The organism is Actinocatenispora thailandica (genome assembly GCF_016865425.1).
Classification (GTDB): domain Bacteria; phylum Actinomycetota; class Actinomycetes; order Mycobacteriales; family Micromonosporaceae; genus Actinocatenispora; species Actinocatenispora thailandica.
The window spans coordinates 7,145,795-7,161,776 of record NZ_AP023355.1 but is presented as its reverse complement, the minus strand read 5'-3'; the positions used below and the strand labels follow the sequence as shown (position 1 = coordinate 7,161,776).

The following is a 15,982-nucleotide window of genomic DNA, read 5'->3' as shown; positions in this document are numbered from 1 at the left end:
TCGTCACTCCCGGGTGCGGCTGCCGCCCGCGCTCGGCATCCGGTGCAGCACCGCGCGGGGCAACCGGCTCAGCACCGCCGCGGCCGCCTTGTACCGCAACGACGGCACGCTGAGCAGCTTGCCGCGGCGCAGGTCACGCAGCCCCTCGACGACGACCCGGTCGGCGTCGAGCCAGGCGAAGCCCGGCACGCCGGACATGTCGATACCGGCGCTGTCGTGGAACTCGGTGTGTGTGTAGCCCGGGCAGAGCGCCATCACCCGCACGCCGTGCCGGCGCACCTGCGCCCCGATCGACTCGCTGAAGTTCGTCACCCAGGCCTTGCTGGCCGGGTATGTCGAGCCGGGCATCACCGCGGCGAACCCGGACACCGACGACACGTTCACGACCGCGCCGGAGCGGCGCGGCACCATCACCGCCAGCGCGGCGTGCGTCAACCGCAGCACCGAGCGGACGTTCAGCCACAGCAGCCGTTCCTCGTCGTCGGCGCTGTTGCTGGTGAACGGCTTGTGCAGGGAGATACCGGCGTTGTTGACCAGCAGCGCGACCGGCTGCTCGGCGCTGCCGACCCGGGCCTCGACCGCGCCGCAGCCGGCCGCGGTGGACAGGTCGGCGGGCAGCACCTCGACCGCCACCCCGTACCGCTCGGTGAGTTCGGCCGCCCGCTCGGCGAGCCGCTGCTCGGTGCGGGCGACCAGGACCAGATCCCGGCCGGTCCGGGCGAGCCGGTCGGCGAAGGCCGCGCCGATCCCCGCGGTCGCGCCCGTCACCAACGCGGTTGCCATCGCCACCTCCTGCTTCGGCCGGCGGTCCCGAGCCGCCGCCTACCGGGGCGGCCCGTAGCCGGGGCCGTCACCGTAACCGGGGCCGGACTGCGGCGGGCCACCGTAACCCGGGCCGGACGCCGGCGGGCCACCGTAACCGGGACCCGAGGCGGGCGGGCCACCGTAACCCGGACCCGAAGCGGGCGGCGTGCCGTATGCGGAGCCGTAGCCGGTACCCGGATCACCGTAGCTGGTCTGGTCGCCGTACGGGCTCGGCGCGGCGTAGCCCTGGTCGGGTGCTGCCGGGTAGCCACCCACCGGGCCGCCCGGGTACGAGGGGTGGTTGGGGCCCGGCCCGGCCGGCGCCTTCTTGGTGAAGTACTGGCTGGACTGTTTGATCGCGAGCAGCACGATCGCGGCGCCGTGGCAGAGCACCAGCAGCACGGCCAGCAGGGTCGAGACCGGCACGTACCAGCCGGGCATCATGCTGCTGGTGTCGACGTTCGAGGTGGTCGCGGTGTTGGTCAGGTTGCCGAGGACACCGCAGAACCCGCACACCACGAACAGGCCGGAGATCACGAACGTGGCGATCCAGGTGCCCCGCTTGCCGCGCAGGTTGCCCAGCGCGAGCAGCACGATCGTGACCGCGAGCAGCAGGTAGATGATGATCGAGACGACCTGGATGACCTTGAAGATCGAGGTCGCGGAGTCGACGGTGCTCTGCGACACACCCTGAGCGGCCATCCAGTCGCTGATCCGGGCGATCGCCAGCAGCGAGATCGCGACCGTCACCACGTTGACCAGGACCGCGGCGAGCATGCATGCGGCGGCGGCGGTCACGGTGGTCGGACGACCACCCGCCGCGGCGGAGAAGCCAGGCGCCGCGGGTGGCACCGATGGTGGGGGGTACATCATCGGACCTTTCTGTCTCGGGTGCGCCCACCGTACCGGGAGACGGCGATCAGTACCCGTACGGCCGGTACGGCTGGGCCGGTGCGGCGGGCGCGGCAGGCCGGGCGGCGCGGAACCAGGCGCCGACCGGGCGCAGCCCGACCACGATCATCGCGACCGTCACCCCGGCCAGCGCGAGCACCCCGAAGATGGCCGAACCGGCGATCTCCCACCCCGGCGCGAGCTGCGAGATCGACATGTCCGAGTCGGATGCGGCGCTGCCGACGGCCGCGTTGATCGCACCGAACATGCCGATCCCGGACAGGCAGCACAGCCGCAGCGCGGCGCACAACCCGCCGACCGACCAGATCAGGATCCGGCCGACCGGCTGCCGCCGGACGGTGAGCAGTGCGGCCAGCCCGAGACCGATCGTGACCAGCATGTTCAACACGATCGTGATGATCAGCCAGGGCTGCATGCTGGTGCCCAGCTCGCCGGTGCTGTCCAGCTCGCTGAAGGACTGGAAGATCAGGATCTCGAACACGGTCTCGGCCAGGGTCATCGCCGCCGCCGCGAACACCGCCAGGGCGCCGACCATCACCTGCACCGGCCGGCCCGGCGCCGGTGGTGGCGGCGCCGAGTATGCCGCGCCGTACATCCCGCCTCCCCACATTCGTCCCGGGTTGTCGGTGGGCGTACCACCACCGTTCGATGGGACCGTAGGCGAGGCACGCAAACGGCCGGAGCGGCAGCACGCCACTCCGGCCGTTCGTGGTGTTGCTCAGGCGCGGCCCACCAGCAGCCCGGAGCCGTCCTCGGCGGTACGCACCGAGACGGTGTCGCCGTCCCGCACCCCACCGGCGAGCAGCTCCTTGGCCAGCTGGTCGCCGATCGCCGTCTGGATCAACCGGCGCACCGGGCGCGCCCCGTACAGCGGGTCGTAGCCGTGCTCGGCCAGCCACTTGTGCGCGTCGTCGGCGACCCGCAGGGTCAGCCGGCGGTCGGTCAACCGCTTCGCCAGCCGGGCGACCTGGATGTCCACGATGGCCTCCATCTCGCTGGTGTCCAGCGCGTGGAAGACCACCACGTCGTCCAGCCGGTTCACGAACTCCGGCTTGAAGTGCTCCCGCACCAGCGACAGCACCGCCTGCTTCTTCTCCTCCTCGGCCAGCGTCGGGTCGATCAGGATCTGCGAGCCGAGGTTGGAGGTGAGGATCAGGATCGTGTTGCGGAAGTCGACCGTGCGGCCCTGGCCGTCGGTCAGCCGCCCGTCGTCCAACACCTGCAGCAGGATGTCGAACACGTCCGCGTGTGCCTTCTCCACCTCGTCCAGCAGCACCACCGAGTAGGGCCGGCGCCGCACCGCCTCGGTCAGCTGGCCGCCCTCTTCGTACCCGACGTAGCCGGGCGGGGCGCCGACCAGCCGCGCCACCGAGTGCTTCTCGCCGTACTCGGACATGTCGATCCGGACCATCGCCCGCTCGTCGTCGAACAGGAAGTCGGCCAGCGCCTTCGCCAGTTCGGTCTTGCCGACCCCGGTCGGGCCGAGGAACAGGAACGAGCCGGTCGGCCGGTTCTCGTCGGCGATGCCGGACCGGGCCCGGCGTACGCTGTCCGCGATGGCGCCGACGGCCTCGGACTGGCCGATGACCCGCTTGCCCAGCTCCTCCTCCATCCGGAGCAGCTTCGCGGTCTCGCCCTCCATCAGCCGGCCGGCGGGGATGCCGGTCCAGGACGCCACCACGTCGGCGATGTCGTCCGGGCTGACCTCCTCGTTCAGCATGGCGCCCTTGGCCTGCAGCGCGGCGAGTTCCTGGCCGGCGTCGGCGAGCTTCTTCTCCAGCTCCGGGATCCGCCCGTACCGCAGCTCGGAGGCGCGGCCCAGGTCCCCGTCGCGTTCGGCCAGCTCGGCCTCCCGCTTGATCTGGTCCAGCTCCTCCTTGGTCTCGGAGATCGCGCTGATGTGCTGCTTCTCGTTCTGCCACCGCTCGTTCAGCACGGTGAGCTGCTCGCGCTTGTCGGCCAGCTCCCGGCGCAGCTTCTCCAGCCGCTGCTTCGAGGCGTCGTCGTCCTCCTTGGACAGCGCCATCTCCTCGATCTCCAGCCGCCGCACCGCGCGCTCGATCTCGTCCACCTCGACCGGCCGCGAGTCGATCTCCATCCGCAGCCGGGACGCGGACTCGTCGACCAGGTCGATCGCCTTGTCCGGCAGGAACCGGTCGGTGATGTACCGGTCGGACAGCGCCGCCGCGGCCACCAGCGCGGCGTCGGTGATGCGCACGCCGTGGTGGACCTCGTACCGCTCCTTGAGGCCGCGCAGGATGCCGACGGTGTCCTCGACGCTGGGCTCGCCGACGAACACCGGCTGGAACCGCCGCTCCAGCGCCGGGTCCTTCTCGATGTGCTCGCGGTACTCGTCCAGCGTGGTGGCGCCGACCATCCGCAGCTCGCCGCGGGCCAGCATCGGCTTGAGCATGTTGCCGGCGTCCATCGAGCCGTCCGCCTTACCGGCGCCGACGACGGTGTGCAGCTCGTCGATGAACGTGATGATCTGGCCCTCGGAGCCGGTGATCTCCTCCAGCACCGACTTGAGCCGCTCCTCGAACTGGCCACGGTACTGCGCGCCGGCCACCATCGCGCCCAGGTCGAGCGAGACGAGCCGCTTGTTCTTCAGGCTCTCCGGCACGTCGCCGGCGACGACCCGCTGCGCGAGGCCCTCGACGATAGCGGTCTTGCCGACACCGGGCTCGCCGATCAGCACCGGGTTGTTCTTGGTACGCCGGGACAGCACCTGCACGACCCGGCGCACCTCGGCGTCCCGGCCGATCACCGGGTCGAGCTTGCCCTCGCGGGCCTGCGCGGTCAGGTCGATGCCGTACTTCTCCAGCGCCTTGTACGTCTGCTCCGGGTCCGGCGTGGTGACCCGCCGGTCGCCGCCGCGGACCACCGGGAACGCGGCCACCAGGTTGTCCTCGGTGGCACCGGCGTCCTTGAGCGCCTCGGCGACCTGGCCACCCACCCGGGCCAGCGCGGCCAGCAGGTGCTCGGTCGACAGGTACTCGTCGCCGAGCGGCCGGGCGATCTGCTCGGCGGCGTTGATCGTGTTGACGATCTCCCGCGACACGGTCGGCTCGGCGATGCTGCTGCCGGCGACGGTCGGCAGCTTCGCCAGCGCGGCCTGGGTGGCGCTCTCCACCCGACCCGGGTCGGCACCGGCGGCCCGCAGCAGCGCGGTCGCGGTCGACCCCTCGGTCGACAGCAGCGCGTCCAGCAGGTGCCAGGCCTCGACGGTGGCGTGCCCCTTGCCGGTCGCCGCGGACACGGCCGCGGCAATGACCTCACGACTCTTGGTGGTCAGGCGTTCGACGTTCATGCTCTCCCCGACTTCGGATCTCCCAGGCTTGTCAGCGCCCGCGGGCCGGCCCGCGGGGATGTGCTGCACTCCCTCGGTCCAACCTGGCAAGAGTTGAGTCTATTCCGCTCAACCTGAGGTGGGTACCGGCGCCGAGGATCCGGGCATGACATCGCCCACTCGGTACCACCGATCCCGGCCCGGCGCGGCACCGAAGCAGCACGACACCCAGGGCAGCGCGCCCGCCGACCCCGGCGCGGCATTGAGCAGCACGGCACCCGGGCAGTACCGGGGTGCCCCGGCCCCGGCGCGGCACCGGCCGGGGGCCGGGGCTCCCCGTCGCGCCGGGGTCGGGTGGGTGCTCGCCGTCGGGACGCGCCGGGCGGCCGGGTCAGCGTTCCGGGTCGGGGCGGCTGGCCAGTTCGGACAGACTCATCGCCATGGTCCGGTGTACCGCCGGGACCCAGTCCAGCGCGCGCAGCGCGGTGTTGCGGACCCCGCGCAGCGGAGCGGCGCCGACGGTGGCGACCCGGGTCATCCGGTGGGTGAACGCCACCACCTCCTCGGCCACCGGCCGCCGCTGGGCCTCGTACTCGTCCAGGACGGTCTCGGCGGCGCCGTCCCGCAGCACCGCGGTGAGCTTGTGGCCGAGCGTCACCGCGTCCTGGATGCCGGTGTTCATCCCCTGCCCGCCGGCCGGGCTGTGCACGTGCGCCGCGTCACCGGCGAGCAGCAGCCGGCCGGCCCGGTACCGGGCGGCGAGCCGGTGGTGCACCCGGAACCGGGAACTCCAGCCGACCTCGTCGACCCGGGCCGGGTTCGCCTGCGGCCCGCGGGCGTCCAGCAGCGCCTGCACGTCGGCCAGGCTCGGCTTCTCCGGCGCCTCGTCGACGGTGGCGACGATCCGGTGCCGGCCACCCGGCAGCGGCGCGACGACCGTCACCCCGTCGGCGGAGAAGTACAGGATGACCTGGTCGTTCGGTTCGGCCCAGGTCAGCCGCACGTCGGCCAGTACGAACGACTCCGGATAGCTGTCGCCGGTGAACTCGATCCCGGTCCGCTCCCGGACGAAGCTGTGCATCCCGTCGCAGCCCACCGCGTACCGGGCGCGCACCGTCTCACCGGTCGCCAGCGTGCCGCGCACGCCGCCGGCGTCGACGTCGAGGCCGACCAGCCGGTACGGCCGGTGCACGGCGCCGCCGGCCCGGCGCAGCCGCGCGGTGAGCACCCGCTCGGTGACGTCCTGCGGTACCAGCAGGGTGAACGGGAAGTCCGTGGGCAGCTCGGTGAACTCGACGGTCAGCAGCACCCGGTCGCGCTCCCGCACGGTGAACCGGGGTACCACGATGCCCTGCGCGATCAGCTCGTCGGCGAGGTCGATCTCGCGCAGCACCTCCAGGGTGCGGGCGTGCACGACGGCGGCCCGGGAGGTGTTGGTCGCCTCGGCCGCCTGGTCGACGACGACCGCGTCGATGCCGGCGTCGGCGAGCACGGTGGCGAGGGTGAGACCGACGGGTCCGGCACCGACGATCAGGGCGTCGGTGCTGCGCGGAATGTCCGGCACGTACTACCTCCTCGGATTGCGAACGTGTGTTTGCAAACAACCAGACGCTACAGTGCGCGTCATCGTTTGCCAACGCCCGGTTGCAGACCGGTGCTCGCATACACTCGGCGGCATGGCCTTCACCGAACGATCCGCCGCGGCACGGCGTGCGATCCTGGCCGCGGCCCGCGAGTCGTTCGCCACCACCGGGTACGAGCAGAGCACCATCCGGTCCATCGCCGCCGCCGCCGGCGTGCACTCCTCCATGGTCATCCGGTACTTCGGCAGCAAGTCCGACCTGTTCGTGGCCACCGTCGCGAACGAGTCGCCGATACCGGAGGTCGGCGACCTCGACGACTTCGGCGCCCGCTTCGCCCGCCGCTTCGTCGAGTACTGGGAGGGCAGCGACTGCGCCGGCCCCGGCGCCCTGCTCCGGGTGGCGCCGACCCACCAGGACGCGGCGGAGCAGGTACAGGCGGTCTTCGACCGGTTGATCGCCGGCCCGGTGCGGGTCGCACTGGCCGGCGACCCGGACGTGGAGCGACGGGTGGCGCTGCTGGTCGCCACCGCGGTCGGCTTCGTCTACACCCGGCACATCCTGCGTCTCGAACCCGTCGCCTCGATCCCGCCCGAGGCCCTGGTCCCCGCCCTCGCCGCGACCTTCCAGTCGCACCTCACCGGTCCGCTCGCTGCGGAGCCCGCCGGGCGGGGTGACGAGGGTCGCGGGCGGGAATAGTGGACCGGGCGTTCTAGTACCGGTAGCGTCCTCGGCGTGGGACGACCCAAGGAGTTCGACGTCGACGAGGCGGTCGACGCCGCGACGCAGGCCTTCCGGGACCGTGGCTACGAGGCCACGTCCACCCAGGACCTGTGCGACGCCACCGGGTTGTGCCGCAGCAGCATCTACCACACGTTCGGCAGCAAGCGTGAGCTGTTCGAGCGTTCCCTGACCCGCTACACCGAGCAGCAGACCGGCGAGCTGATCGACCTGCTGCACGCCGACACACCGGTACCGGAACGGTTGCGCGCGCTGTTCGACGCGATCATCACGGCCGGTCCGGACGGCTGCTTCACCGTCAACTCGGTGGTGGAGCTGGCCGGCCGGGACGACGAACTGACCGCGTGCGCGCTGCGCGGCATGGCGTCGCTGCGCGGCGAGCTGCGCTGCGCGATCGAGGCCGGGCAGGCGGCCGGGGAGATCCGCGCCGGGTCGTCGCCGGACGAGCTGGCCGACTTCGTCCAGGCGACCATCGCCGGCCTGCAGGTGATGGCGCGGGGCGGGGTGGACGGCACCGCGATGCGGCACGCCGCGAAGGTGGCGCTCGCCGCCATGTGACCGACCCGACGGGACCGACGGGTCCCGGCCCGGCCCGCAGGACGGCCGGCCACCCGCAGCGCGGGCCACCCGTTGCCGCGCCACCGACCAGCACCACACCGATCACCCCGGATCGTCGAACGAGCCGGGCCCGCCCACCGGAAAGCCTTGCCGGCCAACGACGTCCGGATATTAGAACGATCAGTCCAGAAACCTCGTCTCCGGGAGACCCGCCATGCCGCTCGCGGTCTACATCCTCGCGCTGAGCGTCTTTTCCCTAGGTACCAGTGAATTCGTCATCTCCGGGCTGTTACCCGAGGTGGCCGGCGACCTGCACGTGTCGATCCCGACCGCCGGGCTGCTCATCTCCGGCTTCGCGATCGGGATGCTCGTCGGCGCCCCGATCCTCGCCGCAGCCACTCTCAAGCTGCCCCGCAAGGTCACGCTGACCGGCGCGCTCGCCGTGTTCATCGCCGGCAACGTACTCGCCTCGATCGCCCCGAACTACCCGATGCTGTTCGGCGCGCGAGTGGTCACCGCGCTGGCCACCGCCGCGTTCTGGGCGGTCGGCGCGGCCACCGCGGTCAAGCTGGCCCCGGCCGGCGCGCACACCCGGGCGCTCGCCGTGATGGTCGGCGGGCTGACCGTCTCCAACATCATCGGCGTACCGTTCGGCACCCTGATCGGCCAGCACCTCGGCTGGCGGGCGGCGTTCCTGGTGGTCGCCGGCCTCGCCGCGATCGGCCTGGTGGGGGTGCTGAAGGTGGTACCGGGTGGGCACTCCGCCGACCCGGCCGACCGGCCGAACCTGCGCGGCGAGCTGGCCGCGTTCCGCAGCGGCCGGCTGTGGCTCGCGCTCGCCACCACCGCGCTGGTACAGACCGGGTTCATCGCGGTGTTCAGCTACCTGACGCCGCTGCTGACCCGGGTCGCCGGGGTCCCCAGCGGGCTGATCCCGGGCGTGCTGCTGCTGTTCGGGCTGGGCAACCTGGTCGGCATCACGATCGCCGGCCGGTTCGCCGACGCCCGCCAGCTCGGCACCCTGTACGCGGCGATGTCCGGGATGATCCTGGTACTGGCCTCGCTGGCGCTGTTCGCCGGCTCGACCATCGCCGCGGTCGCGCTCGCGTTCGGGCTCGGCATGTTCGGTATGGCGTGCGCACCGTCGCTGAACGGCCGGGTCTTCTCGCTGGCCGGCGCCGCGCCGACGCTCGCGTCCTCGGTCAACGTGTCCGCGTTCAACGCCGGCAACACCATCGGGCCGTGGCTCGGCGGGCTGGTCATCGGCGGCGGCCTCGGGTACGCCTCGACCGCCTGGGTCGGCGCCCTGGTCGCGGTCGGTGCGCTCACCCTGGCCGTACTGTCCGGGCTGATCGACCGGCGGTCCCGCCGCACCGGGCCGGTGCGCACCGAGGTACCGGCGACCGAACTGGCCGACCTGGCCGCCTGACCGACGTAGCAGTCCGACCGATCTGGTCGGCCGGGCCACCTGACCCCCGGCCGACCTGGTCGCCCGACCGAACTGCTCGCCCGACCGAACTGGTCGCCCGACCGAGCGGGTCGCCCGACCGACGGGGCGGTCCGATCGGCGCGGGCCGGCACGAATCCCGCACCGCCCGGCACCGGGTGGTGCGGGATTCGTTGTCTGCCCGGCGGGCTGATGTTAGTGTCGATCACATTGTGAAAGCCACTAACATCGAGACGCCGGGGGACCCCGTGGAGATGCGTCGACTCGGCCGCAGCGACATCCGGGTCAGCCCGATCGGGCTGGGCTGCATGCAGTTCTCCGGCGGCGGGCTGGCCGGCCTCGCCATCCGCACCATCGGCCAGAACACCGTCGACCGGATCGTCGAGGTCGCCCTGGACGCCGGCATCACCTGGTTCGACACCGCCGAGATGTACGGCCGCGGCAGGTCCGAGCGGGCCCTCGCCGCCGCGCTGCGGGCGGCCGGCCGCGAACCCGGCGACGTCGTGGTGGCGACCAAGTGGCTGCCCACCGGGCGGTTCGCCGGCAACATCCCGCGCACCGTCGGGCACCGGCTGCGCGCGCTCGACCCGTACCCGATCGACCTGTACCAGATCCACGAACCGTTCAGCAGCCTGTCGTCGATGCCGGCCCAGCTGCGGGCAATGGCCCGGGTGCTGCGGGCCGGCAAGATCCGCGCGGTCGGCGTCAGCAACGTCGGCGGACGCCGGCTGCGGGCCGCCCACCGGGTGCTGCGCGACGAGGGCATCGAGCTGGCCGCCAACCAGTTGCAGATCAACCTGGTGCACCGGGCGATCGAGGACAACGGCGTGCTCGACGCCGCCCGGGAACTCGGCATCAGCCTGATCGCGTACTCGCCGCTCGCCGGCGGCCTGCTGACCGGCCGCTACCACGACGCGCCGGACGAGGTCGCCGCGCTGCGGCCGGGCCGGCGCTACACCAGCCGCGGCGCGTTCTCCGCCGCCGGGCTGGCCCGCACCCGGCCGCTGATCACCGAACTCCGGGCGATCGCCGACCGGCACCACGCCACCCCCGGGCAGGTGGCGCTGAGCTGGCTGATCCGGTACTACGGCGACACCGTGGTGGCCATCCCCGGCGCCTCGAAACCGCGGCACGCCACCGAGGCGGCCGGCGCGATGGACGTCCGGCTCACCGCCGACGAACTCGCCCGGCTCGACCAGCTGTCCCGGCCCGCCGTCCGGTGACCGTGCCGGCGATGCCGCACCGAACGCCGCCGCGGGCCCGGCGAGCCGGCCCGGCCACGAGCCCGCCACCAGGGCCCGAGTCGTAACCTTGCCGCGTGCGTCGAGCCGGCAGGAAACAGCACTACCACCACGGCGACCTGCGCGCCGCGCTGGTCGACACGGCGATCGAACTGATCGCCGAACGCGGCGTCGCCGGGTTCTCGCTGGCCGAGGCGAGCCGGCGGCTCGGCGTCGCGGTCAGCGCGCCGTACCGGCACTTCGCCGACCGGCAGGAGCTGCTCGCCGCCGTCGCGGTACGCGCCTGCGAGGTGCTCACCGACACCGTCGCCGCCGAGTCCGCCGACGCGCACACCTCGATCGAGGCGCTCGTCGCCGCGGCCCGCGGGTACGTCCGGTTCGGGGTCGAGCAGCGGGCGCTGTTCGAGGCGGCGTTCGGCAGCGCGCTCGACCGGCCCCGGCACCCCGAACTGGTGCGCGCCACCGGCCCGCTCAAGGACGCGTTCCTGGGCGCCGCACTGGACCTCTCCGACGGCGACCCGGACCGGGCGGGTGCGCTCGCCCTCGCCGTCGCCACCACCGCGCACGGGCACGCCGTGATGGCCCACCTCGGCGCCTTCGGTACCGGCCCGGACGCCGCCGAACTCGCCATCGGGCGAGCCGGCGACGCCACCCGGGCCCTGCTCACCGGACGCCGCGCCATCCCGCCGCTGCCCAACGCGCTGCACCTCGACACCCCCTGACCCCTCGCCGCCCGCACACCAGCCACCCCGGTACCGGCCGGTCCGGCCCGGAGGACGCACCCACGATCGCCTTGTAGGGTTGCCACTCCGGCCGAAGCAAGAGGACTGCAAGGCGGTGAACACCGTGCGGGTACGGGTCGAGAAGGCCGTGCTACCAGGCATCGGCGTGCGGCACGACCTGGCCACCACGTCCGGTCGCCGGATCGGCGTCGTCACGCACCGGTCGGGCCAACGCGACCTGGTCGTGTACGACCCGGAGGACCCGGACGAGAGCAGCGACACGGTGCCGCTGACCGACGACGAGGCCGACGCGCTCGCAGTGATCCTGGACGCGTCCCGGGTGCTCAGCCAGCTCGCCGGGCTGCACGACCAGGTGGCCGGCACCCTGGTCATCGAGCAGATCCCGGTCCGGGCCGGCTCGCCGTTCGCCGGCCGGGCGATGGGCGACACCCAGGCCCGCACCCGGACCGGTGCGTCCATCGTCGCGGTGCTGCGGCACGGCGAGGCCGTCGCGTCACCCACCCCCGACTTCCGGCTGGCCGGCGGCGACCTGATCGTCGTCGTCGGTACCCGCGAGGGTGTCGACGGGGTGGCCGACATCATCGCCCACGGTCAGCCGGGGTAGCCGGTGGACAGTGCCGCACTCCTCACCGAAATCGGTGCGCTGCTGCTCGGCCTCGCCCTGCTCGGCCGCGTCGCCCGGCGCGTCGGGCTGACCCCCATCCCGCTCTACCTGCTCGCCGGGCTCGCCTTCGGCCACGGCGGGCTGCTGCCGCTGTCGGCCAGCCAGGAGTTCACCGAGGCCGGCTCGGAGATCGGCGTCGTCCTGCTGCTGGTCATGCTCGGGCTCGAATACTCACCGAGCGAGCTGGTCGGCAACCTGAAACGGCACGCGCCGTCCGGCCTGCTCGACGCGGTCCTCAACGCGGTACCCGGCGCCGCGCTCGCGCTGATCCTGGGCTGGGGCCCGGTCGCCGCCGTGGTGCTGGCCGGCATCACCTGGGTCTCCTCGTCCGGCGTGATCGCGAAGGTACTCACCGACCTCGGCCGGCTGGGCAACCGGGAGACGCCGACGGTGCTGTCGGTGCTGGTCACCGAGGACCTGGCGATGGCGCTCTACCTGCCGATCCTGACCGCGGTGCTGGCCGGCTCCGGGCTGCTGATGGGCGGCCTGACGCTCGGCATCGCGGTCCTCACCATCACCGCGGTGCTGGTCGTCGCGATCCGGTACGGCGGGTTCATCTCGGCGCTGGTCTCGGCCAGGAACGCCGAGTCGTTCCTGCTCGGTGTGCTCGGCCTGACGCTGCTCGTCGCCGGCGTCGCGCAGGGGTTGAAGGTGTCGTCCGCGGTCGGCGCGTTCCTCGTCGGTATCGCGCTCTCCGGTGAGGTCGCCGAGCACGCCAGCCAGCTGCTCAGCCCGCTGCGCGACCTGTTCGCCGCGGTGTTCTTCGTCTTCTTCGGCCTGCACACCGATCCGCGGTCGATCCCGTCGGTACTGCTGCCGGCGGTGGCACTGGCCGTGGTGACGATGGGGACGAAGGTCGCGACCGGGTACCTCGCCGCGAAACGGGCCGGCATCGCACCACGCGGCCGGTGGCGAGCCGGGCTCGCCCTCACCCCGCGGGGCGAGTTCTCCATCGTCATCGCCGGGCTGGCGGTGGCGGCCGGGATCGAGAAGCAGATCGGGCCGCTGGCCACCGCGTACGTGATGATCACCGTGGTGGTCGGGCCGCTGCTGGCCCGGCTGACCGACATCGGCCGGCCACGCCGGCGGGTCCGGAGGATCGCCGCGCCGGCCGCCGCGGGCGCGCCGATCGCGGTCGACGACCTGATCGGCCCCGCGGAACACGCCGCGATGCTGCCCACGCAGCCCGCCCCGGCACGTGAACCGGACGCGCCCAGCGTGCTCGACGAGACCTCCGCCGAGCGCGACGACGTGCACTGACGCCACCACGCCGCGGTCGACCACCGCCGCAGCGCTGCTGCGCTGCGGCCGGCCCGATCGCCGCCGGCCGCCCGGCCAGCTCCAGCCGGGCAGGTCAGCTCCGGCCGGGCGAGTCAGCTCCGGCCGGACGGGCCAGCTCCGGCCGGACGGGCCAGTTTCGGCCGGGCGAGTCAGTTCCGGCCGGACGCGCCCGTGGCGCCGCCGGCCTGTTCGCCACCGGTCGGACCGGCGCCGCCCTGCTCCGAGCCCGGTGCCTGCTGGTCCTGCTCGGCGAACCGGTCCAGGCTGTCCTTGGCCCGGCCGACCCCGGTCCCGATCCTGTCGGAGTACTTCCCGCCGGTCTTCTCGTCGAGGAAGCCGGCCGCCCGATCCAGCTTCGCGTCGATCCTGTCGTTGTGCTCGGCCGCCAGCCCGCGGGCCCGGTCGGTGGCCTTGTCGGCCAGCTCGGTGGCCCGATCGGCGAACTCGTCGAACCTCTCCCACAAGCTCGGTCGCTGACGCTCGCTCATTCGGTGGAGCCCCTTCCGCATGATCGGTCGATCTCCATCGTGCCCCGCCGGTGCCGCGCCGCCCAGCCTCGCGGACCGAAACCGGGGTAAACCCGGGGTTGTCCCGCACACGAGAAAGGTCCTGGCCGCATCCGACGGATGCGGCCAGGACCGTGTTCATCGCCCCGAGGGGGACGATCAGCGATCGTCGCCCATGTTGCCCATGAAGTCCTTGCCCTTTTCGCTGGCGGCGTCCAGCTTGTCGTCGTACTTGCCGCCGGTCTTCTCGCTCGCCATGTCGCGGGCCTTGTCCACGCCCTGCTCGGCCTGATCCTTGTGCTCGCCGAGCATGTCCTTGGCCTTGTCCTTCATGTCGTCGAACTTGTCCTTCATCCCCATGACCCGTTGTCCCTCTCGTTGCGATCCGCGATGACCGGCCGGCCACCGCCACCACCCGGAAGGCGGCTCCGGTGACCGACGCTACCGAGCGGCAACGGGCTGGCCTCGATCTTCGACGTTTCGCCGGTACCGGCCACCCGGACGTGCGACACTGCCCCCACGCACGCGCCCGGCCGGGGAACGGCGCGTTCCCCGGCCGGGCGCGTGGTGGTGTGGGTGGGTCGGCTCAGCGGTCGCGGCGCCGCTGTTGGGCGGTGCGTGGCCGCCAGACGACCAGCGCGGTCTCCTGGGTCGGCACCAGATCCCGCCCGTACGACGGGGACATGGCCTGCATCTCGGCGAGCTGGTGGCGCGCCTCGATCAGCTGCTCCTCCAGCTCGGCGACCCGGCTCTGCATCAACCGGGTGGCCTGCTCCAGCTCGATGATCCGCTTGATCCCGGCGAGGTTGACCCCCTCCTCCTGGGACAGCCGCTGGATCTCGCGCAGCAGTGCCACATCGCGCGCGCTGTACCGCCGGCCGCCGCCCGCGGTGCGGCCCGGCTGCACCAGCCCGAGCCGGTCGTACTGCCGGAGGGTCTGCGGGTGCATCCCGGCCATCCGGGCGGCGACGGAGATGACGATGACCTTCGCGTCGGACGTCGACTCGATGTCGACGAAGAACTCCATGGCCATGCCCGACCTCCTCAGTGCTCCTGCCGGCGGACCCGGGCGTCGATCTGGTTCCGCGGCGCGGCCGGCGTCTCCGCCGCGAACTCGGCCAGCGCCTTGCGGGCACGTTCGGACAGCTCCGGCGGTACCGCCACGTCGATCGTCACCAGCAGGTCGCCGGCACCCGTCTTCGCCGGCACACCCTTGCCGCGGACCCGCAGCACCCGGCCGCTGGGCGTACCCGGCGGGACCCGCACGGTGACCACCCCGTCCACCGTGGGCACCCGCAGGTCGGCGCCCAACGCCGCCTCGGCGAACGTGACCGGCACGGTCAGCGTGATGTTCTTGCCGCTGCGGCCGAACAGGTCGTCCGGCGTGACGTGCACCAGCACGTACAGATCGCCGGCCGGGCCGCCGCGGCCACCCGGCTCACCCTTGCCCCGCACCCGGATCCGCTGCCCGTCCGACACCCCGGCCGGCAGCCGGACCGACATCGTCCGGGTCTTGGTGACCCCGCCGCTGCCGCGGCACTCCGGGCACTTCTCGTCCACGATCGACCCGGTACCGGAGCAGTCCTTGCACGGCTCGGAGAAGCTGAACGCCCCCTGGTTGCTGGAGGTCAGCCCGCTGCCGTGGCAGGTCGGGCAGGTGCGCGGCGAGGTGCCCGGCTTCGCGCCCGTTCCGTGGCACAGGTCGCAGACGCCGGGCGAGCGCAGCGACAGCGGCAGCGTCGTGCCGAGCACCGCGTCGGTGAACCCGACCGACACCTCCGCCTCGATGTCGCGCCCCATCCGGTCGGTCGGCGGCGCGTTGTGCCGGCCGCCGCCGAACAGCGAACCGAACAGGTCGGTGAACCCGCCCGCCCGGTTCTGCGCGTTGCCGATCAGGTCGGACAGGTCGAACGGCATGCCGCCGCCACCCGGCGCCCCGCCCGGCATCCGGCCGCCCAGGCCGCTGCCGAACAGCGACCTGGTCTCGTCGTACTCCTTGCGCTTCTTGTCGTCGGAGAGCACGGAGTATGCCTCGGAGACGTCCTTGAACCGCTCCCGGGCGGCGTCGTCACCGGGGTTGTGGTCGGGGTGCAGCTCCCGAGCCAGCTTGCGGAAGGCCTTCTTGATGTCGCTCGCCGGCGCATCCTTCGGCACCCCGAGGACCTCGTAGTAGTCCTTCTCCAGCCAGTCCTGTTGGCTCACCGCAGCAGCCCCCC

General features: G+C 72.8%; 15 protein-coding genes and 1 pseudogene. 7 read left to right on the top strand and 9 right to left on the bottom strand.

The window, feature by feature from the left end:
- Positions 1-3: 3 nt before the first annotated feature.
- The 5 genes from Athai_RS32425 to Athai_RS32405 form a co-directional block, all read right to left on the bottom strand.
- Entirely contained in the window at positions 4-783 is a 780-nt protein-coding gene (locus tag Athai_RS32425) for an SDR family NAD(P)-dependent oxidoreductase (protein ID WP_203964997.1), read from the bottom strand.
- A gap of 39 nt (positions 784-822) precedes the next feature.
- Entirely contained in the window at positions 823-1,674 is an 852-nt protein-coding gene (locus Athai_RS32420; protein WP_203964996.1) for a hypothetical protein, read from the bottom strand.
- Between the two features lie 49 nt (positions 1,675-1,723).
- Positions 1,724-2,311 (bottom strand): hypothetical protein, encoded by a 588-nt coding sequence (locus Athai_RS32415; RefSeq protein WP_203964995.1) that lies wholly within the window; start codon positions 2,309-2,311, stop codon positions 1,724-1,726.
- Positions 2,312-2,434: 123 nt separating this feature from the next.
- Entirely contained in the window at positions 2,435-5,026 is a 2,592-nt protein-coding gene (gene clpB / locus Athai_RS32410) for an ATP-dependent chaperone ClpB (RefSeq protein ID WP_203964994.1), read from the bottom strand.
- Positions 5,027-5,396: 370 nt separating this feature from the next.
- On the bottom strand, positions 5,397-6,569 hold the full coding sequence (locus tag Athai_RS32405) for an FAD-dependent oxidoreductase (protein WP_239157300.1): 1,173 nt from the start codon (positions 6,567-6,569) through the stop codon (positions 5,397-5,399).
- 112 nt (positions 6,570-6,681) lie between these two features.
- Between Athai_RS32405 and Athai_RS32400 the strand changes: the two genes are divergently transcribed.
- From Athai_RS32400 to Athai_RS32370, 7 genes and pseudogenes are all read left to right on the top strand, one after another.
- Positions 6,682-7,284, top strand: a complete 603-nt coding sequence (locus Athai_RS32400; RefSeq protein WP_203964993.1) for a TetR/AcrR family transcriptional regulator — start codon at positions 6,682-6,684, stop codon at positions 7,282-7,284.
- A 36-nt stretch (positions 7,285-7,320) separates the two neighbouring features.
- Positions 7,321-7,884: a TetR/AcrR family transcriptional regulator gene (locus tag Athai_RS32395; protein WP_203964992.1), complete on the top strand. Its 564-nt coding sequence runs from the start codon at positions 7,321-7,323 to the stop codon at positions 7,882-7,884.
- 214 nt (positions 7,885-8,098) lie between these two features.
- On the top strand, positions 8,099-9,313 hold the full coding sequence (locus tag Athai_RS32390; protein ID WP_203964991.1) for a Cmx/CmrA family chloramphenicol efflux MFS transporter: 1,215 nt from the start codon (positions 8,099-8,101) through the stop codon (positions 9,311-9,313).
- Positions 9,314-9,585: 272 nt separating this feature from the next.
- Entirely contained in the window at positions 9,586-10,554 is a 969-nt protein-coding gene (locus tag Athai_RS32385; RefSeq protein ID WP_203964990.1) for an aldo/keto reductase, read from the top strand.
- Positions 10,555-10,649: 95 nt separating this feature from the next.
- The gene (locus Athai_RS32380; RefSeq protein ID WP_203964989.1) at positions 10,650-11,294 is read left to right on the top strand and encodes a TetR/AcrR family transcriptional regulator; all 645 of its coding nucleotides are present in this window, start codon (positions 10,650-10,652) and stop codon (positions 11,292-11,294) included.
- 124 nt (positions 11,295-11,418) lie between these two features.
- A complete protein-coding gene (locus Athai_RS32375) occupies positions 11,419-11,919 on the top strand; it encodes a cation:proton antiporter regulatory subunit (protein ID WP_203966617.1) in 501 nt (166 codons plus the stop codon).
- 3 nt (positions 11,920-11,922) lie between these two features.
- Positions 11,923-13,122, top strand: a pseudogene (locus tag Athai_RS32370) (cation:proton antiporter); the annotation flags it as partial.
- A gap of 287 nt (positions 13,123-13,409) precedes the next feature.
- Here Athai_RS32370 and Athai_RS32365 read toward each other — a convergent pair.
- The 4 genes from Athai_RS32365 to dnaJ form a co-directional block, all read right to left on the bottom strand.
- Positions 13,410-13,748, bottom strand: coding sequence for an antitoxin (locus Athai_RS32365; protein WP_203964987.1), 339 nt, complete (start codon positions 13,746-13,748; stop codon positions 13,410-13,412).
- A 177-nt stretch (positions 13,749-13,925) separates the two neighbouring features.
- The gene (locus Athai_RS32360; protein ID WP_239157299.1) at positions 13,926-14,126 is read right to left on the bottom strand and encodes an antitoxin; all 201 of its coding nucleotides are present in this window, start codon (positions 14,124-14,126) and stop codon (positions 13,926-13,928) included.
- A gap of 226 nt (positions 14,127-14,352) precedes the next feature.
- The gene (locus tag Athai_RS32355; RefSeq protein ID WP_275422618.1) at positions 14,353-14,799 is read right to left on the bottom strand and encodes a heat shock protein transcriptional repressor HspR; all 447 of its coding nucleotides are present in this window, start codon (positions 14,797-14,799) and stop codon (positions 14,353-14,355) included.
- 11 nt (positions 14,800-14,810) lie between these two features.
- Complete coding sequence (dnaJ, locus tag Athai_RS32350; RefSeq protein WP_203964986.1) at positions 14,811-15,968, bottom strand: molecular chaperone DnaJ; 1,158 nt, start codon at positions 15,966-15,968, stop codon at positions 14,811-14,813.
- Positions 15,969-15,982: the final 14 nt, after the last annotated feature.